The sequence below is a fragment of the Amycolatopsis umgeniensis genome (assembly GCF_014205155.1).
GTDB lineage: Bacteria > Actinomycetota > Actinomycetes > Mycobacteriales > Pseudonocardiaceae > Amycolatopsis > Amycolatopsis umgeniensis.
The window spans coordinates 651,482-677,698 of sequence record NZ_JACHMX010000001.1; the positions used below are offsets into that span (position 1 = coordinate 651,482).

At 67.0% G+C, this 26,217-nt stretch carries 27 protein-coding genes and 3 tRNA genes; 19 read left to right on the plus strand and 11 right to left on the minus strand.

Annotation, left to right across the window (positions count from 1 at the left end; genetic code table 11):
- Nucleotides 1-170: 170 nt before the first annotated feature.
- The 4 genes from HDA45_RS02865 (at nt 171) to HDA45_RS02880 (ending at nt 976) form a co-directional block, all read left to right on the plus strand.
- Nucleotides 171-596: an SsgA family sporulation/cell division regulator gene (locus HDA45_RS02865; RefSeq protein WP_005159130.1), complete on the plus strand. Its 426-nt coding sequence runs from the start codon at nt 171-173 to the stop codon at nt 594-596.
- Nucleotides 597-731: 135 nt separating this feature from the next.
- Nucleotides 732-804 (plus strand) — tRNA-Gly (locus HDA45_RS02870).
- 25 nt (nt 805-829) lie between these two features.
- Nucleotides 830-900: transfer RNA gene (locus tag HDA45_RS02875), tRNA-Cys, on the plus strand.
- A gap of 1 nt (nt 901) precedes the next feature.
- Nucleotides 902-976, plus strand: a tRNA-Val gene (locus HDA45_RS02880).
- Between the two features lie 49 nt (nt 977-1,025).
- Here HDA45_RS02880 and HDA45_RS02885 read toward each other — a convergent pair.
- A complete protein-coding gene (locus tag HDA45_RS02885) occupies nt 1,026-1,277 on the minus strand; it encodes a hypothetical protein (protein WP_246481703.1) in 252 nt (83 codons plus the stop codon).
- Here HDA45_RS02885 and HDA45_RS02890 point away from each other — a divergent pair.
- From HDA45_RS02890 to HDA45_RS02905, 4 genes are all read left to right on the plus strand, one after another.
- Nucleotides 1,237-1,395 carry an ArsR/SmtB family transcription factor gene (locus HDA45_RS02890; protein WP_221470996.1) on the plus strand — a complete coding sequence of 53 codons (159 nt, stop codon included), beginning with the start codon at nt 1,237-1,239 and terminating at the stop codon, nt 1,393-1,395. The genes HDA45_RS02885 and HDA45_RS02890 overlap by 41 nt on opposite strands.
- A 68-nt stretch (nt 1,396-1,463) precedes the next feature.
- Entirely contained in the window at nt 1,464-2,681 is a 1,218-nt protein-coding gene (locus tag HDA45_RS02895) for an MFS transporter (RefSeq protein WP_184891752.1), read from the plus strand.
- Between the two features lie 198 nt (nt 2,682-2,879).
- Nucleotides 2,880-3,110 (plus strand): hypothetical protein, encoded by a 231-nt coding sequence (locus tag HDA45_RS02900; RefSeq protein WP_184891753.1) that lies wholly within the window; start codon nt 2,880-2,882, stop codon nt 3,108-3,110.
- A 377-nt stretch (nt 3,111-3,487) separates the two neighbouring features.
- Nucleotides 3,488-4,030, plus strand: a complete 543-nt coding sequence (locus HDA45_RS02905; protein ID WP_246480587.1) for a GNAT family N-acetyltransferase — start codon at nt 3,488-3,490, stop codon at nt 4,028-4,030.
- Between the two features lie 12 nt (nt 4,031-4,042).
- Here the strand turns inward: HDA45_RS02905 and HDA45_RS02910 are convergent, their stop codons facing one another.
- The 3 genes from HDA45_RS02910 to HDA45_RS02920 all read right to left on the minus strand — a co-directional run bounded on the left by HDA45_RS02910 (nt 4,043) and on the right by HDA45_RS02920 (nt 9,364).
- A complete protein-coding gene (locus HDA45_RS02910) occupies nt 4,043-4,870 on the minus strand; it encodes a methyltransferase domain-containing protein (protein ID WP_221470997.1) in 828 nt (275 codons plus the stop codon).
- A gap of 264 nt (nt 4,871-5,134) precedes the next feature.
- The gene (locus tag HDA45_RS02915; protein WP_184891754.1) at nt 5,135-5,623 is read right to left on the minus strand and encodes an HIT family protein; all 489 of its coding nucleotides are present in this window, start codon (nt 5,621-5,623) and stop codon (nt 5,135-5,137) included.
- Nucleotides 5,624-6,493: 870 nt separating this feature from the next.
- Nucleotides 6,494-9,364 carry an AfsR/SARP family transcriptional regulator gene (locus HDA45_RS02920; RefSeq protein WP_184891755.1) on the minus strand — a complete coding sequence of 957 codons (2,871 nt, stop codon included), beginning with the start codon at nt 9,362-9,364 and terminating at the stop codon, nt 6,494-6,496.
- A 515-nt stretch (nt 9,365-9,879) separates the two neighbouring features.
- Between HDA45_RS02920 and HDA45_RS02925 the strand changes: the two genes are divergently transcribed.
- Complete coding sequence (locus HDA45_RS02925; protein WP_184891756.1) at nt 9,880-10,302, plus strand: hypothetical protein; 423 nt, start codon at nt 9,880-9,882, stop codon at nt 10,300-10,302.
- A 210-nt stretch (nt 10,303-10,512) separates the two neighbouring features.
- On the opposite strand, the gene HDA45_RS02930 is transcribed toward HDA45_RS02925, so the two are convergent.
- Together HDA45_RS02930 and HDA45_RS02935 are read right to left on the minus strand one after the other, a co-directional pair.
- Nucleotides 10,513-10,878, minus strand: a complete 366-nt coding sequence (locus HDA45_RS02930) for a hypothetical protein (protein ID WP_184891757.1) — start codon at nt 10,876-10,878, stop codon at nt 10,513-10,515.
- 42 nt (nt 10,879-10,920) lie between these two features.
- Nucleotides 10,921-11,280, minus strand: coding sequence for an HPF/RaiA family ribosome-associated protein (locus HDA45_RS02935; RefSeq protein ID WP_343072283.1), 360 nt, complete (start codon nt 11,278-11,280; stop codon nt 10,921-10,923).
- A gap of 696 nt (nt 11,281-11,976) precedes the next feature.
- Here HDA45_RS02935 and HDA45_RS02940 point away from each other — a divergent pair.
- Entirely contained in the window at nt 11,977-12,963 is a 987-nt protein-coding gene (locus HDA45_RS02940; RefSeq protein WP_184891758.1) for an ABC transporter substrate-binding protein, read from the plus strand.
- Between the two features lie 4 nt (nt 12,964-12,967).
- Here the strand turns inward: HDA45_RS02940 and HDA45_RS02945 are convergent, their stop codons facing one another.
- From HDA45_RS02945 to HDA45_RS02955, 3 genes are read right to left on the minus strand one after another with little or no spacing between them, the layout of a single operon-like run.
- Entirely contained in the window at nt 12,968-13,984 is a 1,017-nt protein-coding gene (locus tag HDA45_RS02945; RefSeq protein ID WP_343071964.1) for a FecCD family ABC transporter permease, read from the minus strand.
- A gap of 20 nt (nt 13,985-14,004) precedes the next feature.
- Nucleotides 14,005-15,048 carry an iron chelate uptake ABC transporter family permease subunit gene (locus tag HDA45_RS02950; RefSeq protein ID WP_184891760.1) on the minus strand — a complete coding sequence of 348 codons (1,044 nt, stop codon included), beginning with the start codon at nt 15,046-15,048 and terminating at the stop codon, nt 14,005-14,007.
- A gap of 20 nt (nt 15,049-15,068) precedes the next feature.
- Nucleotides 15,069-15,791 (minus strand): helix-turn-helix domain-containing protein, encoded by a 723-nt coding sequence (locus HDA45_RS02955; protein ID WP_184891761.1) that lies wholly within the window; start codon nt 15,789-15,791, stop codon nt 15,069-15,071.
- Between the two features lie 136 nt (nt 15,792-15,927).
- Here HDA45_RS02955 and HDA45_RS02960 point away from each other — a divergent pair, with 136 nt between their 5' ends.
- The 8 genes from HDA45_RS02960 to HDA45_RS02995 all read left to right on the plus strand — a co-directional run bounded on the left by HDA45_RS02960 (nt 15,928) and on the right by HDA45_RS02995 (nt 23,157).
- Nucleotides 15,928-16,944: a FecCD family ABC transporter permease gene (locus tag HDA45_RS02960; protein WP_221470998.1), complete on the plus strand. Its 1,017-nt coding sequence runs from the start codon at nt 15,928-15,930 to the stop codon at nt 16,942-16,944.
- Nucleotides 16,941-17,972, plus strand: a complete 1,032-nt coding sequence (locus tag HDA45_RS02965; RefSeq protein ID WP_184891762.1) for an iron chelate uptake ABC transporter family permease subunit — start codon at nt 16,941-16,943, stop codon at nt 17,970-17,972. Before HDA45_RS02960 ends, HDA45_RS02965 begins: the two co-directional genes overlap by 4 nt.
- Nucleotides 17,969-18,811, plus strand: a complete 843-nt coding sequence (locus HDA45_RS02970; protein WP_184891763.1) for an ABC transporter ATP-binding protein — start codon at nt 17,969-17,971, stop codon at nt 18,809-18,811. Before HDA45_RS02965 ends, HDA45_RS02970 begins: the two co-directional genes overlap by 4 nt.
- Complete coding sequence (locus HDA45_RS02975) at nt 18,808-19,794, plus strand: ABC transporter substrate-binding protein (protein WP_184891764.1); 987 nt, start codon at nt 18,808-18,810, stop codon at nt 19,792-19,794. Before HDA45_RS02970 ends, HDA45_RS02975 begins: the two co-directional genes overlap by 4 nt.
- 4 nt (nt 19,795-19,798) lie before the next feature.
- The gene (locus tag HDA45_RS02980; RefSeq protein ID WP_184891765.1) at nt 19,799-21,529 is read left to right on the plus strand and encodes a siderophore-interacting protein; all 1,731 of its coding nucleotides are present in this window, start codon (nt 19,799-19,801) and stop codon (nt 21,527-21,529) included.
- Between the two features lie 105 nt (nt 21,530-21,634).
- Nucleotides 21,635-22,099 (plus strand): hypothetical protein, encoded by a 465-nt coding sequence (locus HDA45_RS02985; RefSeq protein WP_184891766.1) that lies wholly within the window; start codon nt 21,635-21,637, stop codon nt 22,097-22,099.
- An 81-nt stretch (nt 22,100-22,180) separates the two neighbouring features.
- Nucleotides 22,181-22,561, plus strand: a complete 381-nt coding sequence (locus HDA45_RS02990; RefSeq protein WP_184891767.1) for a hypothetical protein — start codon at nt 22,181-22,183, stop codon at nt 22,559-22,561.
- A gap of 407 nt (nt 22,562-22,968) precedes the next feature.
- Nucleotides 22,969-23,157, plus strand: a complete 189-nt coding sequence (locus tag HDA45_RS02995; protein ID WP_184891768.1) for a hypothetical protein — start codon at nt 22,969-22,971, stop codon at nt 23,155-23,157.
- 102 nt (nt 23,158-23,259) lie between these two features.
- Here the strand turns inward: HDA45_RS02995 and HDA45_RS03000 are convergent, their stop codons facing one another.
- A complete protein-coding gene (locus HDA45_RS03000; RefSeq protein WP_343072284.1) occupies nt 23,260-23,622 on the minus strand; it encodes a HEPN/Toprim-associated domain-containing protein in 363 nt (120 codons plus the stop codon).
- Nucleotides 23,623-23,825: 203 nt separating this feature from the next.
- The gene (locus HDA45_RS03005) at nt 23,826-24,503 is read right to left on the minus strand and encodes a hypothetical protein (protein ID WP_184891770.1); all 678 of its coding nucleotides are present in this window, start codon (nt 24,501-24,503) and stop codon (nt 23,826-23,828) included.
- 212 nt (nt 24,504-24,715) lie between these two features.
- Between HDA45_RS03005 and HDA45_RS03010 the strand changes: the two genes are divergently transcribed.
- Nucleotides 24,716-25,990 carry a hypothetical protein gene (locus HDA45_RS03010; protein ID WP_184891771.1) on the plus strand — a complete coding sequence of 425 codons (1,275 nt, stop codon included), beginning with the start codon at nt 24,716-24,718 and terminating at the stop codon, nt 25,988-25,990.
- Nucleotides 25,991-26,217: the final 227 nt, after the last annotated feature.

The window sequence follows — 26,217 nt, forward strand, 5'->3', positions numbered from 1 at the left end:
GTAGGGCTGCGCGTCGCGCGGGTGATGATGGGGTGACGGAGGATGGATCCGGGGTCCGATGACCCCGTCCGGGTGATCTGCGGCAAAACCGCGTTCCGATCGCCCGGCCGATACGTCACATCATCGCCACTCGGTTCGACCGGGCCGGGAAGGAGACGAAGGGTAGGACGATGCGCAACGATCACGTGACGCTCCGCTCGACGGCGGTGTTCGACCTCCTGGCGCCGCGGACACCCGCGGTTCCGGTCAAGGTGGAACTGCGATACGACACACGCGACCCCTATGCGGTCGTCGCCGCCTTCCGTACCGGCCGCGCCGGCTGGGTCGAGTGGGTCTACGCGCGCGATCTCCTCGCGGACGGCCTCCTGGCCGACGCGGGCGACGGCGACGTACGCATCCGCCCCTCCGTCGAAGACCCCGAGTCCGTCCTCATCGAACTGAACTCGCCCTCCGGGCACGCCATGTTCGAGGCGTCCGCTCAGGAGCTGGCCGACTTCCTCGACAGGACCTACGACGTCGTGCTGCCGGGCAACGAGCACCTCTGGGTCGATGTCGACGACGCCCTGACCCACCTCATCCCCAACGATCTGGCCTGATGACGGGCTTGCGAACAGCAAGTGGCACCCCGGTTGCAGGGCCGTTTTCGGGGTCGGATAGTGTTCACACACACCACGGCGACGGGGCGAGGAACAAAACCGCGAGGTTTTGATCTTCGACCAGACCGAGGATGTGCGGATGTAGCGCAGCTGGTAGCGCATCACCTTGCCAAGGTGAGGGTCGCGGGTTCGAATCCCGTCATCCGCTCGGAAGGCCTTCTCGGGCCTGACACGGTGGAGTGGCCGAGAGGCGAGGCAACGGCCTGCAAAGCCGTGTACACGGGTTCGAATCCCGTCTCCACCTCGCGCGATTAGCTCAGCGGGAGAGCGCTTCCCTGACACGGAAGAGGTCACTGGTTCAATCCCAGTATCGCGCACCATCTGTTTTCACAGGACTGAAGCCCTGTTCCTCTTCGGAGGGGCGGGGCTTCAGTCGTTCAATGGCGATGAAATGGCGATGGCCCTCGGAGCGGTCTCCAACTGCCCATCACGGAAAGTGGCGTGCAGGTACGGGAACCACTCCCCCAGCTTCGTCCGCTCGCTCGGCGTGAGCGCGACCAGAGAGCCGATCCACCGGGTCTCGAGCGCTTGCAGGATCTGACGGCGCATCAACGGGGTCACGTGGTCGTAGACCCGCGCGATGCCCTTCATCTTCTGCCCCCAGGCGCGCCCGCCGGTCACACCCAGCGCTGTGTCACAGCATCTACGGATTTTACGTGAAAGCGGCCTGGTAGAGCGCGAACCATCAGGCCGCCTCGTGCTCTATACCACGACAGAACTCGGCGAACGGCTGCTCTGACGACACCAGTTCATGTAGCGAGCAGCTAAATGCTGGCGACGCGGTACGGGCCCTCACATGCTGATCACATGCACGTGAAGAAGGACACGAGTCGGCTACCGGCATCGTATTGGCGCCTATTCCTTGCGACCGGTATCGACAACGTCGGAACCGGCGCCTACGTCGCCGCAGTACCCCTGCTCGCTGTCAGCCTGTCTCGAGATCCCCGGCTGGTCACCGCAATCTCGACCGCAGCCTTTTTGCCCTGGTTACTGGTGTCTCTGCCGGCGGGCGCACTGATCGATCGCTGTGAACGGGTGGTCCTGATGTGGCGCACTCAGCTCGTGGCCGCCACGATCATGGCTGTCACGACAACACTCGTCGCAAGCGATCAAATCAGCATCGTCGTCCTGGCATCGCTGGCGTTCGGACTGGGAACCTGCGACGTCCTGTTCGGCAACGCGGCACAAGCTGTCCTGCCGCGACTCGTTCCGACGGCGTCGCTGCACAAAGCCAACGGAAACCAGCAAGCGATGATCACAGCCGGCCAGCAATTTGTCGGACCTCCCGTGGGCAGCAGCCTGTTCGCTGTAGTCCCAGCCCTGCCGTTCGGGATCAACGCTGTGTCGTTTCTGATCTCGGCCTCCCTTCTCAGGCGACTGCCCAAAGAGGACACGCCCGAAAGCGAAGCACCACCGATGCGAACGGCGATCACATCTGGACTGAAGTGGCTCAAGCACCATCGCCTCATGCGAACCCTCGCCGTACTACTTGGTGTCAACTCGTTCTCAGGGCAGATGGCCAACGCGATTCTCGTCCTCATCGTCACAGATGACCTCGGGGTCACCGCCGGGGGTTACGGCCTTCTGCTGGCAGCCGCGGCGGCAGGAAGTGTCCTCGGCGGCGTAGTCAACGCACACATCGTTCACCACATAGGCTCACTGCCCGCGCTGGTATCCGGGCTGACCCTAAATATCCTGGCCCTCGCGGGAGTAGCGCTCAGCCCCAGCGCACTCGTTCTGGGTTGCTTCCTCGCGGTAAACGGGTTCGCCACAACCATGTGGAACGTCGTGACGACCACGCTACGCCAACAGCTAGTACCTCCCGAAATGCTCGGACGCGTCACCAGCATCTACAAGTTGCTGGGCTGGGGATTGATACCCGTTGGCACGCTCACCGGCGGCCTGAGCGCCCACTCCTTCGGCATCCGGGTGCCCTACGCGCTCGCGGGGCTGATCCGAACAATCGCTCTGGGCGTAGCCCTACCTGCTCTGATCTCCACGATGCGTGCCCAGAAAGTGCGTTGACAACCGCATAATGTCGATTAGGTCCACCCGGCGGTCTCGCCGACCCGCTCAGGGTGAGTTCTCAGTGGACGTAGCCGAACCCCGCCCGTCCCACTCGACCCGCTCCCGCGCGGTACCCGGCACGGCGGTGAACGCCCGCCAATCGGTGACCACCGCCTGACTGCCAGGCTCGACCAGTTCAGCCGACTCTTCGGCTGCATGAACCCGACCACGGCCATCACCTGGACCACGGACTACTACAGCTTGGCCGCCGAGCAGCTGCGCGCCGCAGGCGTCGCATCAACGACGAGTTCCTGGCCCACGTCTCCCCCGGCCCACAGCCAGGACATCAACTTCTTCGGCCCAATCGAGGTCGACATCGACGGGGAACTCGCCCACCTCGGCCCCACCGGCTACCGGCCACTGCACATCCGCGACACGTTGTTCTGACCGCGCGCCGGGCTGGTCAGGTGTCGTGCAAGTTGCCGACCGCCACACGCGTTTGACTACCCGGTGATACTGCCGCGCTGACTCAGGCGGTCACCACTTTCAGCACTTCGAGCAGGGCCTCGGCCCGGCGCTAGGGGTGGGTGATCGACAGAGCGAGCTCTTCTGCTCGGTCGATGTCGGCGCAGGCCATAGCGATCGCCGTGCGCGCCAATGCATGACAAGGCTTTGGTCGAGCGAGTGATCTTGGTCGTGAACTCCTCTATCAGGAGCTTCGCCACATTCAGTACCTGGAAACCGACGAACTCCAGCCTGTCGCAACAAGATTGGGAAGTGCTCACTGCCTGACGGGTGATGTTCCGGGCGCGATACTGGCCTCCATGACTCCAGCGAACCGCTCAGACAAGGTCCACTTGAGGGCGTTCACCGAGGCCGACCTCGCCTTTCTCGACCGCCTCTGCACGGATCCCGATGCGCTCGGCGAGTTCGAGTGGCCCGGATTCGGTGATCCGAGGGCACGCCGCAAGCGATGGGAGATCGACGGGTACATCTCCGCCGAGTCCGCGGCGGTTGCGATCGCGCGGCCCGACGACACGGTTATCGGCATCGCCACCTGGAAGCCCCGCGGCTTCCCCTCGGGTGTCACCTACGAGATCGGCGTGGGGGTGCTACCCGAGCATCGTGGACAGGGGGTGGGCACGATGGCGCAGAGGCTGCTCGTGGACTACCTGTTCGGCCGCACGACTGCGAACAGGATCGAAGCCCTCACCAATGGCGGCAACCTCGCCGAGCAGAAAGCCCTCGAACGCCTGGGGTTCCGCCGGGAAGGAGTCATGCACGGCAGGTCATTCCAACACGGCGAGTATGTCGATGTGCTCGTCTACGGTCTGCTCCGCTCAGAGCATTGTCCCGGAACGCCATGAGCACTCCTAGCTTTATGCGGCTCGCTGTCCGACACGGAGGACGCTCAGATAGCGGCGTGATGCTCGGTCGCCCATTCGTTCGCGGATGCGCTGGGCGATGGCGTCGAGCAGGGGCTCGCGGACGTCCCGATCCAGCCTCCGATACAACGACGTCGAGCGCAGCAGATCGGCAAACCCATCCCCGGTGAACCACTGAACGGCTGGGTACCAGCGCACAATCGTCGGGCCGAACAATCCTCCGGGATCGTCGACCAGCCCCCAACCCTCGCTGGTGGTGCGCACGTCGTCCTCCAACGGCGGGTGACCCCAGCCTGGGCTCTCGGGACAGAACCGCTCATGGAGGTCGGCGGTCTCAGCGTAAACTTCCGGCTCTTCCGGCCTGCGGACAACGACGTTGCCGAGCAGCGCCATCCAGCCCCCGTGATCAAGTACCTCATACGCTCGCCGCCATCCAATCGACGGGTCGACCCAATGCCACGACGACGCAGCCACGAGGGCATCGAAGCGTCGGCCGCGATCGTCCCAGTCTTCAAACGTCGAGGTCTCGACGTCGACGTTGCTCATGGTGGCCATCCGCCTGCGAGCGAGCGCTGCCATGTCCGTGCCCGGCTCGATGGCGGTCACCGAGCATCCCAGTGCTGCCAGGGAGCGCGTTGCCTGACCGGTGCCGCAGCCCACCTCCAGCACTGACGACCTCTTGCCTATGCCGGTGATGGCGCCGAGATCCGCGAACAGCTCGTCGGGGTATCCGGGACGGACCCGGTCATAGAGCTCCGGCACTTCGTTGAACACTCGGCCGACTTCATAGCGGTTCGGGGGCATCTTCGGATCATCGGTCACGAGCGCACAAGCTATGAGGCTCCTTCGCAGGAACGCCACTGGTTTACCGGCAGGCGCCGATGCGCTGCCGCGGGTAGCTCGGAGAGGCGCGCTCTCGAGCGCGCGTTTGGGCCAGGCGGTAGGAGTCGGTGCCGGTCTCGATAGCCAGCGGACAAGCACGCAGTTCGTCAGGTGGGCACGAACAGGTGTCAGGTCACGTTGCGCGAGCCTGCCTGACGAATCGCGCTAGAGGCCCCACCGCCAAGGCGGACACGACAGGTGCGGTCAGCGGGTCATGCGTTCGCCGAGCCGATGCGCGAGGTTCGCCAGGTCGTCGTCGGGGATGTCCAAGTAGCCGCGCGCGGGGTCGAACACCGCGGTCTGCTGCTGGTCGTAGGGGACGCCCGGCGGTAGAGGCGCGAGGTGCCAGTGGACGTGCCGGTTGGCTTGCTGGCTGCCCAGAGTCAGCACGTAGAGCCGTTCGACGGTGAGCAGGACGCTCAACGCGCTGCCCGCGCGGTGCACCACTCGCTGGATGGCCAGGTACTCATCGGCGGTGAAGTCGCCGATCGCGTGCTCGCGATGCTCGACCGGGGCAACGAGAAAGTGCCCGAGCACGGAAGGGAAACGACTCGCGAAGACCACCGCGTCGGCATCCCGGTACGCGACGTGATGCGGATAGTCGGGGTTGCCGTCGAGAAGTTCGCAGACGAAACAGGCCCGGCGGGCGAGGTCAAGATAGGCGTCGGCCTGCCACGGAACACGGTTGGTCATGCTGTCCACATGTACCTGGTTTTGTTCGCGAGATGCGACCGCGTTTCTCCGCGACGACCGACCGCACAGGGTTCGGTGGGGAGGCTTGTGTTCGTGAGGCCTGACCGCACTTGATCCCCGGCTTGTGAGACGGGCACTCCGTCACTTCGCGCTCCCTGCCGCTCTTGGCTGCCGCGAAGGAGCAGGCCCCGTTGCCGGCGGTTGTGGGATCACCACGTTGGCGGCCGGTGGAATCACCAACGGCAGGTGATCTGCCAAGAGAACGTGTTCCAGATCTGTTGAGCGGACCGATCATGGCGATGGCGACCGAGGTCCGGTAATGCCGATGAGCGGATGTTCGGCGCCACCGACTGCGGTTCCGTAACGACTGCACCGTGGCCAGCTTTAGGTCGTTCGCGCCCCGTCGAGGTTCGCGTGGATGATCTGGGTTGTGGGGTGGTCGGGTCCCAGCACCCGCTCCCGATCCGCGAGCGTGACCTCGAACAGCGAGACCGCAACCCCTCGACGCCGGTCACGACATCGAGGACGGCGACGGCGACAGCTGGACCCTGCTACGCCACGCCATCACGTCGAACTTGACGGCCACGTCCAGACCGGCGAACCTCTCCCCGCCGACACCACCGCGTTCCTGCTCGCCCGCGGCGCCGACACGGGCCGTGATTGACCCGGAAGTGTGACCACCTGTCGAACCCGCACTGCCGAACCGGGGCCAAATCACGATGCCACGGCCATGCCCCCGTGCTGCACCACCTGCTCGCGAACATGGATCGCCGCCGAGCGCCGAGCCGTTCCGGTGAGATGTCCTGAGAGTCGGTGCGGCCGCCCGGCATGGTCGGGTGACGACGACATCCCACCCACCGCGCCGGTCGGTCACTCGCATTGACTGTTCCGCATGACTCCGGCGGCACCTGGTGATCGGACGGGCGTTCGGGTGAGGACGTCGAGTTGCTGGCGCACCCGTTCGGCGTCAGCGTCGCGGCCTTGTTCCCGGTACAGCTCCAGCGCCCGCCGCCAGGCGGCGTGGGCAAGGGCGTGGTTGCCGAGGGCGGTGTAGGGGTGGCCGAGGTTGTCGAGGGTGTCGGCGGCTTCGGTGGTGTTGCCGACATCGCGGTACAGGGTGAGGGCCTGCCGGTAGTAGCCGATGGCCCGCTGATGGTGCCCGGTGTGGTGAGCGACGAAGCCCAGGCTGTCCAAGGCGTCCGCCTCGCCGTCGGGATCCTCGTAACGGCGGTGCAGAACAAGGGCGGCCTGGCAGTGTTCGCGGGCGGTGTCGTACTCGCCCAGGCGGGCGGCGGTCCAGCCCACCGCGTTGAGCGCGACGGCTTCCCACACGGGTGAGTCGACGACGCGGAAGAGGCTCAGGGCGCGGCGGGCGTGCTCCAGCGCCTTCCGGTCGTCCCCCCGCTGCTCCCACGCCCACCCGAGGGCATGGTGGGTGTGGGCCTGCTGGGTGAGCTCATGGTGCTGTTCGGCCAGTCCGAGGGCTTCGTGCAGGTGGAGGATGGCTTGCTCGTGGTGGTCCAGTTCGGCGTGTGCGTGGCCGAGGAGCCGGTGGGCGAGGATGCGAGCAGCGGGGTCGGGCAGTTGGTCCGCGGCTTCGGTGGCGACCTCCCACACGGCCAGGTCGTCGTGATGGCGGCCCCGCCGTCGGTGGAAAGTGCACAGGGTCCAGGCGATCCGCCACACGATGTGGTGGCGGCGGTGAACGGCCGCGGTGTGCTGCGCGGCGAGCAGGTGCGGGTGATGGGTGTCCAGCCACGCCCACGCGGCCGGTCGGTCGGGCAGTGACTGGGGGTGGGCGTCGGGCACGGGTGGATCGAGCCGGATCGGCGGGCGATAAGGGTCTAGGACCCTTTCAGCGGTGTATGCGGTGTGCAGGTGGAAGTCGACCACGCGGTCCAGCGCGGCCCGCCGTACCGGCTCAGCCACGTCGTGGGCGAGGCTGGTGGCGTAGGCACGGACCAGGTCGTGCATGGCGAACCGTCCGCCCGCGTGCCGGTCGAGCAGGGAGTGATCCTCCAGGACGCGCAAGGTCTTGCGGGTCTCGGTCGGTGACAGACCGGTCAGACACGCGGCGGCGGACAGGCCGATGTCCGGGCCGGGAGCCGGCCCGAGCAGCGCGAACACCGTCCGCTGCCGGTCGGTGAGCCAGCGCAAGGACCAGGACAGCACCGCGGGCAGGCTGGCGGCAGGGTCGATGTCGTGGTCGAACGCTTCCAGGCCCAGGTCGCGAAGTTCGGCGACGAACTCGCCCAGTGGGATCTGCGGGCGGGTGGCGGCGTGACGTGCGGTGATCGCCAAGGCCAGCGGGTGGCGTCCGCACAGCTCGGTCAGCTCGTCGATCACCTCGGACGTGACGTCGGCCCGTTGCCCACGCAGGCGCGTTGCCAGCAGCTCGCGGGCCTCGCCGCGGGTGAGGATGTCCAGTGGCAGGTGGCGGGCGCCGCATCGGTCGATCAATGAGGGGAGCCTGGCGCGGCTGGTGACGAGCACGGTGCATGAGGTGCCGCCGGGTAGCAGCGGGACGACCTGGTCGGCGGTGGCGGCGTTGTCCAGTACGACCAGCATCCGCTTACCCGCGACCAGGCCCCGGTACCGCGCGGCGAGTGCGTCCAGGTCCGACGGGAGCCCAGCTGGATGGACGCCGAGGGCGATGAGGAACCCTCGCAGCGCATCGGCCAGGTCGGTCGGACGTCCGGTGGGACTGAACCCCCGCAGGTCGACGAACAGCTGCCCGTCAGGGAAGCGGTGCACGTTACGGTGCGCCCACACGAGGGCCAGCCAGGTCTTGCCGATCCCACCCACGCCGCCGATGGCCGAGATCACCATCGTCCCTGCCGCCGCCTGATCCGGCTGCGGGCGCGGCACTGCGCCGTCCGGGGCAGCAGTCAGAACGCGGTCCAGTTCGGCCAGTTCGGGGACGCGGCCGGTGAATAACGCGGGCGCGGCAGGCAGTTGGCGCGGTACCTCCGGTGATCGGTCCGTTTCCGAACTGGGGGTGGCCAGGACAGGGTCGGCTGCGAGGATCCGCTGGTACATCTGTTGGAGGGGTCGCCCGGGGTCGGTGCCCAGCTCGTCGGCCAGCCGGGTGCGCAGCCGTTGATAGTGGTCCAGGGCGTCGGCCTGGCGGCCGCTGCGGTACAGCGCGAGCATGAACTGCCCGGCCAGCCGCTCGTCCAGCGGGTGGGTGGTGTTCAGGGAGGTCAGATCGGCGAGCACGTCGGTATGCCGGCCGGCACGCAGTCGCAGGTCGGCGTAGTCGAGTTCGGCGGCCCACCGCTGCCGGTCCAGCTCGGCGCGCATGGTGAGCATCCACGGCGTGTCCAGGCCCGCGCAGGGCTCGCCCCGCCACAATTCCAACGCCTGCTTGAACAACGCCGTCGCATCGTCGTCGTTGTCCGCGGCGCGGGCGGCGGCGAGCAGCCTGCGAAACCGGTGCAGGTCCACCGCGTCCTCATCGACGGTCAGTACGTAGCCGCCATCCCGGCGCACGATACCGGCCTCGTCGCTGAGCCGCAGGGACCGACGCAGGCGAGACAGGTAGCCGTACAACGTGTCCCTGCCGCCGCGTGGAATCCGTTCGCCCCAAGCACGGTCGAGGAGTCGATCGGCCGACAGCCACTGGTTGGCGTCGATCAGCAATACCGCCAGAACGCACCGCTGCCGGGCATGGCCCAGCTCGACCGGTCGGTTATCGATCCGGGCCTCCACCGGACCCAGCAGGCGGAACTCCACTGCCATCGCCGACATCCCCCTCGCCACCGGCATCCCCCGTCGGCGCCGGTCTAGCAGGGATGCGCGGCGAGTTGCAGGTTTCCCGCAGGTTTTCCCTCGATCAGCCGAGCACCGTAAGGAACGCGGCGGGGCGAACGGAACGGGAAGGGGCGGGTTTTCGGACGGTCCTGACCCCGCCGCGACCACACCACTGGTATCTCGGATCGCGGCCTCTTATGACTACTCCTTCAACAACCAGAAGGGGCATTTTCGATCGCAAAACGCGTAATTGTTCTTCTCCTCACTGCCCTCACGTCGATGATCTCGGCTTTCACCACCTCGGCGCACGCCGCGCCGGTCGAGAGAACCGTCTTCTGAATTCGCACGTAATGGAATTGCCACCAAATGTTGTGGAGACTTGCTCGAAAAGCATTGCGAAAAGCGTGAAGCTGCGGGACTTCGATTAATTCCGCCGCGACTGGACCTTTGTCATACCGTGCCGCAGGCCCAGGGAAATGACCTAGTCAATCTGAGGAGATTTCATGCTTCGACAGCTTTTCGGACGTGAGTCCATCGCGTCCTTGGGGATCAAACCGTTAGTCGTCATCGCAGCAGTCAGTGCCGCTCTCTTCGCCGCGCCGGCAGCGGCATCCGCCGCACCGACCGGCACGGTCACGCCGGTCGCCCAGGATCAGGCCGGCGCCTCCATCTCGGGCACCGCGAGCAGTGAGCGCGCCGACGCCAGCATCGCCGCGGTCTTCGACTGCCGGTACTTCAGCCGTGCACCGTTCCAGGTGCTCCACTTCACCTGCCTGGTGCAGTCCGGTCACGTCAGGACGGTCGTGAACTGCGCCGACGGGCGGCGGGTCAGCTGGAGCGTGGGACGGAGCCCCAACTGGCAGGCCTTCAGCCTCAGCTGTGCGCCCGCCCAATTCACCACCTTCGACTACTACACGCGAGGCTGACATATTCCAGAAGGCCCGACAGGACCGCAGTCCCCGCGTGGACTGCGGTCCTGTCCGTGGCGCCGACCGCTGGCCTGCGTCTTTCACGGGGCGTGATGTAGATCAGGTTCCAATGGGAAAAGTGCCTGCTCTGTAAGGGAAACTTGGGCTTACGAAGGTCCAGAATCTACTCGACAGGAAGACACTTCCTTCGCGCAGGATAGCGAGCTGTCACGGGTTCAGGCCACCACGGACGGGACAGGGCTGGTGTCGCGGGCTGACCGGGGAACACAAACACCGGGGAGGCGTCGTCACCCGCTCGGGCTCGGACGCCCACCGACTCGGGCACGCTCCCGGTGTCGACGACAGCGTCCAGCCCGGCCAGCAGCGCGGTGGTGTGCTCGCCCCGGACGACGGACCCGCTCCCGCAGGGCGGTGCAGGTGGTCGTCCGGGGAGCGCCCGATGTCGGCGGGGTCGGCGGCGGGGCGGCCACGGACCCAGCGGGCGAGAGTGGCGGCCTGTTCCGGCGGCTCCTCCACGATCAGATGCGCGTTCGTTCCGCCGATGTCGTAAGACAGCACCCCGGCGCGACGCACCCGGTCGCCACGCGGCCACACGGTTCCCGGGCGCCGCCCTGATCAGCTCTGCGATTCGCTCTCGATCACGCCGACCTGATCCGGGGTTTCCGGACCTGGCATGTGGCGGATGCTTTCGCTGCCCTTGTGGTCGTGAGCGCGGGAGTACTGGGAATCCAGTACTGCCCTCAACTTGTGCGTTGCCCCGGAATATGCCTCGTCCACGGTCGCGGCGTGGTGGGTGACCGCGATCGGCTGCTTTCCCCCGGGACGCGCTTCGATCACGCACTTCGTGTCTTCCGACTTGGCACCTCCGTTGTCGCTGAGGTGCACCTCCACTCGGGTCAACCATCCGCCGAACCTGGACAGGTTGCTCTCCAGGTCTGTCGTCACATGGGCGACCAGTCGTTCGCCGCCGTGGATGTTGTGGTCGGTGTTGACTTAGATCTGCACGAGCACCCTCCGCAGGAAGACAGCGATGATGTCCGTCAATACCACGAGAGGAGCCAACCCAAACTCGAGGATTCAGCGCGCGCAACGTTCCCGCAACCGCACCACATCGAGGCCGCATTGAAGCTGACTTCGACACTGACCGCAGCGGTTCACCTCGTGGCATGGCCACGGCCTGGGCGGTGTCGCGATCACCGGAATCATGAACTACCTCAAGGTCTGGTCACAGCGGTCGACCTGGCCGAACTTCGCAAGAACGGACCGGCGACGACCACGTGTTGACCAGGTGCCCGAACGAGACCGGGCACCTGCCCGAGGTTCTCCACCGCACCGACCTCGAAGCTCGGCGAGATGCACGCGCACGAAGCTGGCGATCTGTGCTCCCTCGGCCCGAGCCGGCACAGACGTTCCAACTCCGGCCAGTCCTCGACCGGCGCGAACTACACCGCAGCGTCAGACGCTGATAACCATCGTCCCGCTCGACGATCTGGAACACCGCACCCGTTCGCGCGCCCGCCTCGTGGCGCCGTAGTCGGTGGCGAGACGGGCACCGCGGAAGGCGGGCGTAGTGCCGATGCCGAATTCTTCGGTTGAGTAGCAGCCAGAGCCATAGCGGTAGCCTCGGAGTCGTCGTTCACTCACGCATCATGCTCGCGGAAAGAGGAACCGATGAATCACAGGCCCGCTCCGGTCAGCCGCCGTGCGTTCCTCGCCGGTGCAGCCGCTCTGGGGCTCAGTGCGTGCGGCCCTGGCGGGCCGGCCTCCGGTGACCGTGGCGGGGCCACCAAGCCGGTGCGTCATCCGTACGGCGAGACCCAGGTACCGATCAGCCCGCGACGAGTGATCACCCTCGATCCCGGGCAGGCCATGCAGGTCGCGGTCGAGCACGGTGTTCCGCTGGTGGCCTCGGCGACGCTGGAGGCCGATCAGCCGGTGCCCGCCTACCTTCCGCGGCCGAAGCAACCGTTCGAGCATCTCGGTTTCGGCCAGGTGGACGTCGAACGGCTGGCGGGCTTCGGCCCCGACCTGATCGTCGGGCACACCTCGATCCTGCGGGACAAGTATCCGGCGATGTCCGGGCTGGCCGCGACAGTCTCCTATGCCAACACCGCGAACAAGGTCGAATGGCATGAGGCCTCGCTCACCGTCGCCGACGTCTTCGGCGTCCGGCAGGCACAGCAGCAAAATCTGGACGCCTACCGCGCGCGAGCGAGCGAGTTCCGTGCGCGGCACGCGCGGCTGCTGGGCGGACGGAAGATCGTGTTGCTGCGTTTCACCACCGAGGAACTGCGGATCATCACCGATTCGGTGATCTTCCCGTCCAGGATCCTCACCGACGCTGGCGTCACCCGCTCACCGTCCAGCACACCCGGAAAACCCTCCGACACCTACACTTCGCTGTCGCCCGAACAGGTCGGCAGGCTCGCCGACGCCGACGCGATCATCCATTTCAGCGGCGGTGGCGCCAGCGAGGGCGGGCAGGTTTCGAGCACCTTCGCCAAATACACCGAGGGAGATCTGTGGCGGCGACTGCCCGCCGTGCTGACGGGCAAGGTCTTCGAGGTCTCCAGGATCTCCTGGTGGGACGGCGGTTCGACTTCCGCGGCGAACGCGGTTCTCGACGACCTCGACCGTGTCGTCGGCAAGCTCGCCTGAAGGCTCAGCGCAGCGATCCGCCGCGCCACCGGCGGCCCATCAGCACGGCCAGATAGCAGCCGCCGAGCGCACCGGTCGCCACCCCGACCGGGAGCTCGCTCACCGGGAACACCTTTTGGCCCACCAGGTCCGCGCCGATCAGGAGAACGGATCCGACCAGACCGGCGCCGAGCAGGCTGGGACCGGGTGTGCGCAGCAGACGACGGGCGACATGCGGCGCGGCCAAGGCCACGAACGCCACCGGTCCCGCCGCCGCCGTCGCCGCGCCCGCCAGCCCGACGGCGATGGCGAACAGCGCCAGCCGCGTCGGCCCCACCGGCACGCCGAGCCCGATACTCGTTTCGTCGCCCAGTTCCAGCAGGCCCAGCCGCCGCGCCAGCAGGACGGCCGCCGGAACCAGCACGACCACGGCGATGGTCCCGATGGTCACGTGCTCCCAGCTGCGATTGAGCAGCGAACCGCTCAGCCACACCCCGGCGCGGAAGGCGTCGTCCAGTTCCGCGGTGATGAGCAGGTACCGGTTCAGCGCCGAGAGCAGCGCGGCGATCCCGATGCCCACCAGCACCAGCCGGAGGCCGGAAACCCCTGCACGGCGCGAAATCAGGTACACCGCCGCCGCGGTCACGAGTGCGCCCGCCAGCGAACTGAACGCGACCGCGAGCGCGTTCCCGCCGAGCAGCACGATCTGCAGCAGCGCGCCGGTCGCCGCCCCACCGGAGAACCCCAGCACGTCCGGACTGGCGAGCGGGTTGCGCGCCAGGCTCTGCACTATCGCGCCGCTCACGCCGAGTGCCGCACCCACCAGCAGTCCGGTGAGCACTCGCGGCAGACGAACAGTCCAGAACACGTAACCGGCACCGGCCGGCCCCGGCTCGCCCGCGAGCATGCCCAGGACGTCCGGGACCGCGATGGGGAATTTGCCGACGGTGAGCGCGTAGCCGGCCAGGACCACCAGCACGACGGCGAGCGCGAAGGTCACCGCGACCTCCCTCGGCCGGACCCGCAGGGACAAGCCGGCCACACGCACTACCCGCGCCCCGCTCACGCGGACCTTCCCCGCCGCACCATCACCACGAAGAACGGGGCCCCGATGACCGCCGTCATGATCGACACCCGGAGTTCACCCGAGGGGAGGACGACCCGGCCGAGCACATCCGCCAGCAGCACCAGTGCGCCGCCGAACACCGCCGCGTACGGCAGCAGCCAGCGCTGATCCGGACCGGTCACCCGTCCGGCCAGATGCGGTACGGCCAGCCCGACGAACGCGATCGGTCCCGCCGCCGCCGTGGCGATACCGGACAACAGCAGCACCGCCAGCCCGACCAGCACGCGTGTGCGCACCACGCGGACCCCGAGCGCGCCGCCGAGTTCGTCGCCGAGGGCCAGCGCGTTCAGCCGGTGACCGAGGGCCAGCGCGAGCACCACACCGGCGGCCAGGAAGGGCAGGAGCTGCCCGACGACCGCCATCCCCGGTTTGGCGACATCGCCGACGATCCAGAACCGGTACTCGTCGAACGACTTCGGGTTCAGGAACACGATTCCCTCGGCGCAGGACGCGAGCGCGGCACCCACCGCGGTGCCCGCCAGCGCCAGCCGGACCGGCGCCCCCGCCCCCGGGCCGCGGCCGGCGACGGCATAGACCAGCACGGTGCTCAGCGCCGCACCCAGCAACGCGAACCAGACGTACCCGCGGAATGTCCCGATCCCGAAACCGACCAGCGCGACCAGTACACCCAGCGCCGCACCCGCGTTGATACCGAGCACCCCAGGATCGGCGATCGGATTCCGCGTCAGCGACTGCATCAAGGCCCCGGCCAGGCCGAGCGCGACACCGACGCAGATTCCCAGCACCGTGCGTGGCATCCGCAGGTCGTGCACGATCACCGCGGCGTCGCTGCGATCGTCGGCGAGCAACACCCGCAGCACCTGACCGATCCCCACCGGTTCCGATCCGACGAGCAGGCTCAGGACCGCGGCCCCGGCCAGCAAGCCGAGCGCCGCTACCAACCCGGTCGCGCGCCGCGCGTGGGCGGCGGGTGTCCCGGTCGATACCGCCACCTGGCAACCCCGTTCGTCGTCGCGCACCGTCCTCGACGCTACGCGGTTCAGGAAGCGTCGCGGAGGGTGCCGTGCCGTCCGGGCGTGCGGCCGAATTCGCGGCGGAAGGCAAGGATGAAGCCGTTCACGCTGGCGAAGCCGACGCGCGCGGCCACCACCGAGACCGGAAGGTCGTCGGCGAGCAGGCGCAGTGCGGCGTGCATACGGGCAGTGTTGCGCCAGCGGGTGAAGGTGACCCCCGTGCCCGCCAGGAACGCCCTGCGGATGGTGGCCTCGCTGACGAACAGCTCGGCCGCCCAGTCCCCGAGGGTTCGCGTGTCCTCGGGGTGCGCGAGGAGCCATCGCGCCACCGTCGCCGCCGCGCCGTCTTCGGGAAGGGGCAGGGCCCCCACGGTCGTGATGACCTGGCGCAGCGCGCGGTAGGCGTCGGCGATCACGCCGGAATCCTCGAGGTTCAGCATCGCGGCGCGCAGCGCCGGACCGAGGGCGTCCCGGAGTTCTGGGCCGATCACCACCTCGGCCGGAGCCGCGGGCATGCCGGCGGCCTTGACCTCGTCGAAGTTCAGCGGGGTCAGCAACGCGTCGGCGGAGAACCGGGCCCGATGCACCATTCCCGCCGGAATCCACAGTCCGCGTCGTGGAACGACTTCGAAGTCGACCCCTTCGACCCGGAACAGAGCGTAGCCGGACATCACCACGACGAACTGATGGAAGTCGTGCACGTGGTCGTCGTGCCCCCACGGTTCGACCTCTTCCGGAGAGGTTTCCACCTGCGGTGACGGCTCGGTCGGCAGAGTTGTCCGGTCCGTTGCACCGGCTGTCGTTCGCGTTGGATTGACCATGGCGAGTGAAGGCTAACCTAACTTAGCCTTGATCACTGTCCGCAATCGCTGTGAGGAACAACCCATGTCTGTTCGGGCGACTCCGCGCATGTCGCGCCGGCGCGTTCTCGCTCTCGGTGCCGCGGTCGCCGCCGTCGCGCTCGTCGTGCTGACGAGTCTCGCGCTGGGCTCGCGTGGCATCGCCCCGGACACTGTCCTGCGCGCTCTGTTCTCCTCCGGCGGTGGTTACGACGCCGCGGTCGTCCTCACCGACCGGCTCCCACGCACCGTGCTCGGCCTGCTGATCGGCGCGGCGCTGGGTGCGGCTGGCGCGGTGATGCAGGGGCTGACCCGCAATCCGCTGGCCGATCCCGGGATTCTCGGCGTCCAGCACGGGGCCGCCTGCGGAGTGGTGTTCGGCCTGCTGTTCCTCGGCGTGACGGATCTGACCGGCTACTTCTGGCTGGCGCTGGCGGGCTCCGCGGTGGCCACATTGTTGGTCTACGGCGTCGCGAACCGCGCGAACGCCACCGACGCCGGATTGTCGCTCGTGCTGGCGGGCGCCGCGCTGTCCGCGCTGTTCGCCTCGGTGCTGACGCTCGTGCTGGTGCGCGATCAAACGCTCTACGCGCACTACCGGTTCTGGACGGTAGGGCAGCTCACCGGCCGCGCGGATGTCCTGGCCGAGCTGTCCCTGCTCGCCGCGCCCGGTCTCGTTGCGGCACTGTTCGCGGGACGGTATCTGGACATTCTGACGCTCGGCGACGACGCTGCGCGCGGGCTCGGTGTCCATCCCGGCCGGGCGCGGTGGGCTATCGCGGCCATCGGTGTGTATCTGTGCGCGGTCGCGACGGCGGGGACGGGACCCATCGCGTTCGTCGGGTTGATCGGCGCGCACCTCGCCCGGCTGCTCGCCGGCCCAGGCTACCGATGGCTGGTTCCGCTGAGCATGGCCTGTGGTGCGGTCGTCCTTCTCGGCGCGGACACGGTGGGACGGCTCGCGCCCGGCAACGGGGAGATCGAGGCCGGGATCACCGCGGCCGTGGTCGGGGCACCGTTCTTCCTGGTGCTGGCCAAGACCCGGCGGGCGGTGCGCCTGTGACCGCGCCCGAACTGGCCGGTGTCCTGCGCGGCCACACTCGCCGCGGCACCCGCCGCGCCGTCGTCGTCTGTGCCGCGCTGGTCGCGCTGATCTTGGCGCTGTTCGCGGTGGCGCTGTTCGTCGGCGGCTCGGCGAACATCCCCGCGGGGCAAGTGATTCCGGCCGCGCTCGGCCGCACGCGCGGCTTGAGCGCCTACGTGGTCTTCGAGACCCGGCTCCCGCGGGCGGTCACCGCGGTCGCCTGCGGCGCGGCGTTCGGCCTCGCCGGCGCGCTGTACCAGCGGCTGTTCCGCAATCCCTTGGCGACCCCGGACGTGATCGGGGTGACCGAGGGCAGCGGCCTCGGGGCGGTCATCGTGATCACCCTGCTCTCCGGCGGAGGACTGGGCGTCCAGTTCGGCGCGCTCATCGGAGGCGTCGTCACGGCGGCGGTGATCTTCTGGTTCGGCTGGGGACACGGCGTGCGGTTGTACCGGCTGATCCTGATCGGCATCGGGCTGACCGCGGTCTGTTCGGCCGCCACGAACCTGCTGCTGACCCGGGCCAGCCAGGCCAACGCCGACCGCGCGTACCACTGGTTGGTCGGCAGCCTCAACGGCAGTTCGTGGGACGGCGTCGCCGTACTCGCCGCCGCGGTGGCGCTGGGCGCGGTGGGAACCTGGCTCGCCAGGGTACCGCTGGCCACACTCGGCACCGGGGACGAACTGGCGACCGGGCTCGGCGTGCGGATCACCTGGGTCCGGGCCGGAGTGCTGCTGCTCGGCGCGGCTGTGGCGGCGCTCGCCACCAGCGTGACCGGTCCGCTCGGTTTCGTCGCGCTCGTCGCCGGCCCGATCGCGACCAGACTCACCGGACCCGGCCGGGAACTCGCCGCGAGCGCTCTGGTCGGCGCGGCGCTGGTCTCGTGCGCGGACCTGATCGCCCAGAACGCCCCGCTCATCGGCTCGTCCCCGACCGGCGCGGTCACCGCGCTGATCGGCGCGCCGTACCTGATCCGGCTTCTGCTCAAGAGAAAGGCGTCGGCATGACCGAAACCGACGAGGTAGTGCTGGCCGCGCACGGCATCGCCGCCGGCTACGAAGGGCGACGCGTCCTCGACGGGCTCACCGCGGGGATCGACAAGGGCTCCATCACCGCGCTGGTCGGGCCGAACGCGTCCGGGAAGTCGACGCTGCTTCGCGCGCTGGCCAGGGTGCTGCCGGTGTCCGGGGGCACGGTGCTGCTCAACGGCGCGGACATCCATCGGCTGCCCACCCGTCAAGTCGCGCGTGAAATGGGGCTGCTGCCGCAGAGCCCGATCGCTCCCGAGGGCGTCGTCGTCGCCGATCTGGTGTGGCGGGGAAGGCATCCGCACCAGCGGCTCGGCAGGCGCCGGAGCGAAGAGGACGATCTGGCCATCGCCGAAGCACTGCTGGCCACCGGCACCGACGACCTGGCCGAGCGGCCGGTGGACGAACTGTCCGGTGGGCAGCGCCAGCGCGTGTGGATCGCCATGGCGCTGGCGCAGCGGACGCCGGTGCTGCTGCTGGACGAGCCGACCACCTATCTCGACATCGCACACCAGATCGACGTGCTGGATCTGCTGCTCGACCTCAACCGCACGGCGGGCAAGACCATCGTGCTGGTTTCACACGACCTCAACCACGCCGCCCGCTACGCCGATCGCCTGATCGCTTTGCGCGACGGCCGGATCGTGGCCAACGGCCCGCCCGCCGAAGTGCTGGACGAGTCCTTGGTGGAGCGGGTGTTCGGCCTGCGCTGCCGGGTGCTGCCCGATCCGGTGCACGGCGCGCCGCACGTGTTCCCCGTGGGCCGTCACGACGACGCCCTTTCCTCCCCGCTCACGAAACAAAAGGAAAACCGATGAACCGTAGACGTTTCGCCGTCGTCCTCGCCGCGCTGGCGCTGGCGACCGCTTCCTGTTCCTCCCCCACTCCCGCGCCCGTCGCGGAAACCGGAGCGAGCGCCTACCCGATGAAGCTCGCCTCCCCGTTCGGCGAGTCCATTTTGGACGCCGCCCCGGTGCGGGTCGCCGTGATCACCTCGGTGGATCTCGACATCGCGCTGGCACTCGGGATCAAGCCGGTCATCTCGGCCACCCCCGCCGCCGACCTGACCGAGTACGAGAAGGCCGCGATCGGCAAGAACGGCTTCGGCGACATCCCCTCGTACGCCTCCACCGACGGCACCGACTTCGAGGCCATCGCCGCGGCCGACCCGGACGTCATCCTCGCCACCAGCGGCTGGAGCCTCGACACCGACTACGCGAAGCTCGCCAAGATCGCCCCTGTCGTGTCCTACACCGGGCAGGACGGCCTCACCAAGCTCACCTGGAAAGAACGGCTCACGATCGCCGGGAAGGCGCTGAACAAGCCGGCCGAAGCCGAGAAGATCGTCACGGACGCGAAGGAGGCGCTGGTCGACGCCCGCACGGCGAACCCGGCCTTCCAGGGCAAGACCCTGAGCTTCATCGTCGTGCACCCCGGCCAGATCACCTACTTCAACGATCCCCAGTCCGGCAGCAACCTCCTCTTCGCCGAGCTCGGCTTCGCCGGCACGAAGGTCGCCTCAGAGTTCAACGCGGACAACTCGCAGGTCAGCCTCGAGAACCTGCAGAAGATCGACGCCGACGTGTTGTTGATGGCCTATCCCTTCGGCGCCAACGGGATCCTCAGCCGGACCGATCTGGAGGCCAACCCGCTGTTCGGCTCGCTGGGTGCGGTGAAGCGCGGCGACTACGTGGTCCTCGACGACGCCGTCCCCGCGAGCATCGCCTACGCGACCCCGCTGTCCGAGCCGTGGGTCCTGAGCAAGATCCTGCCCGAACTCCAGCGCGTCACGGCGGGATGAACCGATGCCCCGACCCAAGATCACCTTCCCCATCACCCTTCGCACGCTGGAAGTCCTGCGCGTCGAGGACGTCACCGAAGGTATGCGCCGGGTCGTCCTCGGCGGCGAACGGCTCGCGCCCTTCCGCCAGGGAGACCTGAAGATCCCGGCCTTCCGCAGCGACGGATTCGACGACGAGTTCAAGCTGTTCTTCACCGAAGCCGGCCGGATCCGGCCCGTCCTCCCCGCCCAAGGCGACGGCGTCCTGAAGTGGCCGCGTGATCCCGCCGCACTGGCCCGCACCTACACCGTGCGGCGCTACGACGAACGGGCGGGCGAGGTGTCCGTCGACATCGTCCGGCACGCACACGGCATCGCCTCCGCGTGGGCGGAGACCTGCCGCCCCGGTGACGAGATCACCGTGGCCGGGCCGAAGATGTCCTACCTGGATCCCGTCGACGCGGACTGGCTGCTGGTGCTGGGCGACGAAACCGCGTTGCCCGCCATCGGACGCTGGCTCGAGGAACTGGCGCCGGGCACCCGCGCGCAGGTCTTCGTCGAGATCGGCGAAGACAGTCATCGGCAGGATCTCACCTCACCGCCCGACGTCCGGATCACCTGGCTGTCCAGGGCGGGTGCTCCCGCCGGCTCGACGACCCTGCTCTTCGACGCCGCGCGGTCGGCGGAGTGGTGGCCGGGCCGGGTGTACGCGTGGGCGGCGGGCGAGGCGCTGAGCATGCAGCCGATCCGACGCTGGCTGCGCAACGACAAGGGACTGTCCAAAGAGGACGTCGAAGTGGTCGGCTACTGGCGAAGGCGAGAAGGTGCCGAGCCCGAAGACGACCGTCTGCACGAACTCACCGAGATCGTGCCGCCGTTCGCGCTGCGGGTCGCGGTCACCGCCGGGCTGACCGGTGCCTTGGCACACGATCGCGCCGACGCCGCGACGCTCGCGACGCGAGCCGGGACCCATCCGGCCGCGACCGCCCGGCTGGCCCGGTACCTGGTGGCGCTGGAGGTCTTCGACGTCGAAGAGGGCCGCTACGGGCTGACCGCGCTCGGGCGGGAACTCCTGGACGAGGACGTGGCCGCCGATCTCGACCTGGAAAGCGCCGCCGGCGTGCGGGAACTGAGCATCACCGGGCTGCTCGACGCCGTCCGTTCCGGCCCGCCGCCGGTAGCACCGCTGACCACCGCTCGGGCGGCGTCGGTACGAATCGAGCGGGACTATCAGGACCGTCGCGCGGACGCCGCCGGGTTCCTCGCGCCTCTCGTCGCTCCCGGCCTCGCCGATACCGGACACGTTCATCTCGTGGGCGAAGGGCTGGGCCCGCACGCGTCCGCTCTGCTTTCGACGTGCCCGGATCTGCGGGTCACCGTCTCGGCGCGACCGTCCGAAAAGGAGGGTCTGCCCGACGGCTCCCGACTGTCCTTCCGGGTGGGCGGCCCACTCGACCCGGCGCCGCCGGGCGCGGGGACGGTACTGCTCGTCGAAGCCCTGGGCGGTCTGCCGGACGCCGACGCCGAACACGCGTTGCGCCGGGCGGCCGAGTCCGGGGAGGTGATCGTGGTCGAAGAGCCCCTGCCCGTGGATCCGGACGAGCACGACCTGGAAGACGATCTACTGGCCCTGTGCGCCTTCGGTTCGGGCAAACGGACCGACGACGAGCTGCGCGCGCTATTCACCGCCGCGGGGTTGACCGTGGCCGACGCGCGTGGCCTCGGCTGGGGCTATTTCCGGTACAGCCTGCGATGAAACCAGTCCCGATCCGGGCGCTGTCCGCGCCTACCCCACGACGGCTGGTGCTGCGCGTGATCGCCGCCGTCCCCCCGCAGCAGTGTGGCCGCGGCGACGTTATCGGTGGTCAACCAGCTCGGCGAGGCGTTGGTGCCGGTACTCGCCGAGCTGGCCGTCGACCGGGCCGTCACGACCGACGACGTCGCGGACCTGTGCTGGTGGATCGCCTTGCTGGCACTGGATTTCCTGGTACTGGCAGTGGCGTACCGGGCCGGTTCCCGGATCGGGCGGCTGGGGATGGAGTCGGTCCAGCTGCGACTGCGCGGCTTGGTCACGGCCAGGGTGCTGCGGCCGGTCGGCATGGGCGGCCCTGCGAGACCCGCCGGGGATCTGTTGTCCGTAGCCACGTCCGACGTCGCCAGGGTGGCCAGGGCGGTGGCGATCGGTGTGTATCCGGCAGGTGGGGACTGTCCGGCTGATGCAGCGTGGCCCCGGGCACCCGGTGAGAACGCCGGCCGCCGCAGGCCCGCGAGAGCGCGATGGAGCCGTCACCGGATAGCGCGACCTAGCGTCGTTAAGGGCAGATAGACCGGTCATCTTCACGATCCGTTCTCCCTGCACGTAGCGATCGACGGACCTCCGTACGACTCCCAGGCGTGAAGTTGATGAGTGGGCCGAAGGCCGCGCTGGGGCGCCGGTGGCGAAGATCGTGGCGGTACCTGGTGGTGGGCGATCGTCGTCATCGTCGTCCCGGTAGCGCTGATCACGGCCGCGGCCGTGACCACGCTGCCGCTGTTCATCGACCCAGGCAGCGACGCGAAGAACAGGATCGAGCTGATCAAGGTCGGTCTCACGGTCGGGGCCGGCACCGGCGGAGTGGTCGCGCTGGTACTCACCGGGCGCTGGCAGTGGTCCACCGAGCACGACAACGCCGAACGACGACTCACCGAGCTGGACGTCAAGGCCGGGCTCGAGCAGCCGGGTGACGTCCTGGCCGTCTTGGCGTTGCGCGCGGGACCGGTTTGGGCTGCGGGGTGGGGGCGCGGGTGAGCCTGGCGACCGGGTCACTGGTAATCCAGCCGCAATCGCGGTAACACGCGGCGCGCGCTTGGCGTTGAACGTCGTCGGAGCCGCGCTCTCCCACCGGACAGTGCCCGCGGCGCACGGCAGCGCACGGCCCGGTATCGAGCTCGGAGACCGGCGCGGCCGGGTCGACGACGGCGGACGCTGCGGACAGGTAGGCCTTGACCGTGTTCGGCGCGCGGCTCAGGCCGGTTCCAGCCGGAGGCGTCTCGGAGCGCCCGGAGGACGTAGAGCTCTACATAGTGACCGTCCTGGCTGCATGAGTACGAGAACGCCAGACCCTCAACGCGATGAACGACTTGATCTGGTGCCCCTAGTGACCGAAAGGGCCCCCGACGGTTCTTTCCTGATCTTTAAGGAGGGGACTGCGTGACGTGGGTCCGGGTATTCGTCGGCGGCTACGCCGTCTTCGTCGCCGCGCTGGCAGCCTGCTGCCTTCACGTCGCGCCGAGCTGGCCCGGCGGGACATGGCCTACAAGATGTTCCGGCTCATCTGGGGCGTCAACCTCCTCGGCGGGCTGGCCACCACGGTCGTCAAGCTCCACCAGGCCGATCTGTTGTGAAGCGGCGGCCACTGTCACGTGACGAAGTAGCCAAGCGCGAGACAGCAAGGGGCAGTCGGCTAGCTGGTCGCTGGATCGGCCGCTCTGCCCAAGCCACCGCCGCTAGCGGAGTGCCATTGAGACAGTCAAGCGGGTGTGCCCAATGAACTCGACAAACTCTTCAAAGCTCAGCCATTCAGGACAACGTGCGTCGTCGTCACGAGCCTCTCCCCAGTTCTGCGCGACGGAGTTGCACTCTCGCCAAACGCGCGCCAAGTTGAAGCCAATGAGTTCGAGGCACGAAACAAAATTCTCGAACGCCATCTCTTCCGACGTGGAGACCTCATCGCTCTCCTCATGGGAAGCATGGTCGGGATGCCCCCTCCCAACCGGTACTCGATCTTGTTCCCGAAAGATCGCCCGTGGTCGAAACCAAGATTTTTCCTGCTGGTACGTGACGAACATGCCGACCACGTCGGGCGCAATCTCTGTACCCGATTCCCGTCCTTATTGGGGTTTTCCTGGCGACACCAATCGGTTACATATTGCAACGCTAGTGGCAGTTGCCACCCAAGCCACGGGCTGACGACCGCGCAAGGAATGGCTGACCCAAGGGCGATAGACCCCGCAAGATCAGCCACACCCTCTCGATGTCCACCGAGGCGAATGGCGAATCAGATTCTATTGCATCACGAGACCCTTTGAGGAATCAGCCGCCCGTCGTGGTAAGTCCAGTCGATCGTCGATATTTCGGACGGGCAGCACAACGCATCATAGCTGCGGAAGTTATTTTCAGTCGTCATCACAATGCCACGCTCGAACGATATGGCTTCCACTACACCTTTTGATTGTGCATTCTTGCGGCGTTGAGCTTCCAAGAACCCGACCTGCTCGACCACATCTCCTCTAGCGAGAAAAATCAAGTAGCCATCACCCGCTCGAACCTTGCCGCCGGAGATAACGCAGGTCGCCTTCAGCGCCAGATCCTCGGCACCATCCTTGTCCACGTCGCCATAGACACGGTCTCCTTGCACAGTGATATCGAACTTATCGCCATCCACTGCGGGCACCTGTAACGCACCTTCGTCTTTTGAGATGCGGAAGTCTGCCACTGCCCCACATGTCCGCGCCTTGATCAACAACTGCTCTACACGAACTTGTCGGACATCAACCTGCGGAGGGGATGTCACCGTTCGAGCCGGCTGCTGCGATACGGGTGCGCTAGCGGTCGCCGAGCCCCGCTCACGAGCGTCATCACTCTCTTGACGCTCAGGCAGCAACAAGAAAACAACAGCAACAATCAGGAAAACCCCAGCCAGACCGTACATCATTTGAACACTTCGAGCGGTGCGCGGGCCGGTGGTCATGCACGATATAGTAGCCCCCAGGGACAAATTGCCACAGGGCACACTGCCGATTGGGCCAAGCGGGCCGCAATCCTTAGGCCATCGGAGTGACACCACTGTCACCCGGTAACAGTCCGCGATTTACAAGCGATCCACGGGGTACCGGGCATACGCTAGGGATCCACGAAGGAACGCGACGCCCTGCATCATCCTGCCACGTTAGGTGTCTCGTCTTGAATAAGCCCGCCGACCCCGGTCGTCGTTCCCGTCGAGTCGCAGGGATCAACCGACCAGCACGGAACCAAAGCAGCGAAGCCTTCAACGCACAAGATTCACCGGACACACCAGACGCTGCTGCCGACATTTCACCCAGGCGAAGCGGAAACGGCGGGAAACTTGGCGCCGCCGCCGCGCTCGTCGTTGCGATCGCAGGATCCCTATTTGCAGGTCTTTCGTACTTTCAAGACAACGAAGGGCAGCAAAGGTCCGCAAGCGCAAACCTCAAAATCATCAGCTTCAAACCGGATATAAAAAGCAATATCCCCTACAATCGACCCGAGCACGAGAGCAAGTCGTCGAGCGAAGAACCGACAATCGACGGGGCCGCCATCGATATCGTTCTCGAAAATACTCACGATCAACCAGCTATTATTACACAAATCGACGTAGCAGTAAAGGATGTCGCTTCACTGGGATCGTGCCGGGGCGCCGGCGAACTCGGAGCAACAGCGAAATACGACTTCGCGCTCCCTACTGACAAGTCTGCGATTGGGCGCACGTTCAGCAAGCAGGAGCTTTTTCAAGTTCAGGGCAAGATTGCCGACCGAATGATCGTGGGCATAGGACCAGAAAGTCTATCCGAGGGCATTTGGGCCACGATATATACGGTGTCCATCACACTGCATACCCGAGACAGAAGACTAGAGACAAGCGATGTTTCACTCGTCGACCCTGGCGTCGCCAACGTCTACAACGGCATAGGAACCACCAGGATCGATGGCGGAGATCAAACGGCATGGCTTGATTGCCTTAAAGAACACAGCAGGCTAGTTAACGACGTCGTTACCAAGGGTACGCCTCGGTCAACCGAGATTGATAAGATCAAGGCATCACTGGATGCACTCAATCTCAACTCCGCGGTAACACCAAGCACAGATTCCGACCCCGACTCGATGACAGCCGCACCCCCAAGGACACCCACTACCCAGCAGTCGAAATCAACTACACCTAACGCCTCCGCTGACGTGGAAGGCAGTTGGATAGCACAACTATTCTCAGTCCCTGTAAGCTCAAGAACGAGTGAGATTGACCAACGTGCCAAGTTGGCGTTCGACCAAACGGGCATCTACCCCACACTGTTGAACAGTTCAGATTATTCATCATTGACCCCAGGCTACCGCGTTGGCTACTACTCGCGACCATTTAGCAGCAAGGCAGAGGTAGAAAAGTGGTGCAAATCAAAGAACTTGACTTCCGAGTTCTGCATACCGAGGCAGCCCAAGAACTAATGCCTGCCCCTTCGACGGAACGGGTCATCCCCGCCGTGGACTATCACCAATCTTCGCACTTCACCTCAGCCGCCGTCGCACGTATCGCACCTGGTGACCCGACTGGAGGTTGAAGGCCGGGCGCCCGGACCGGGCACGTATGCTCGATGAGTTCAGCGTGATACCGCTCGACCTCGCATCGCTATCAATCGTCAGTAGGCCCAGAGCGCCCGAAATCGACTGGCCAC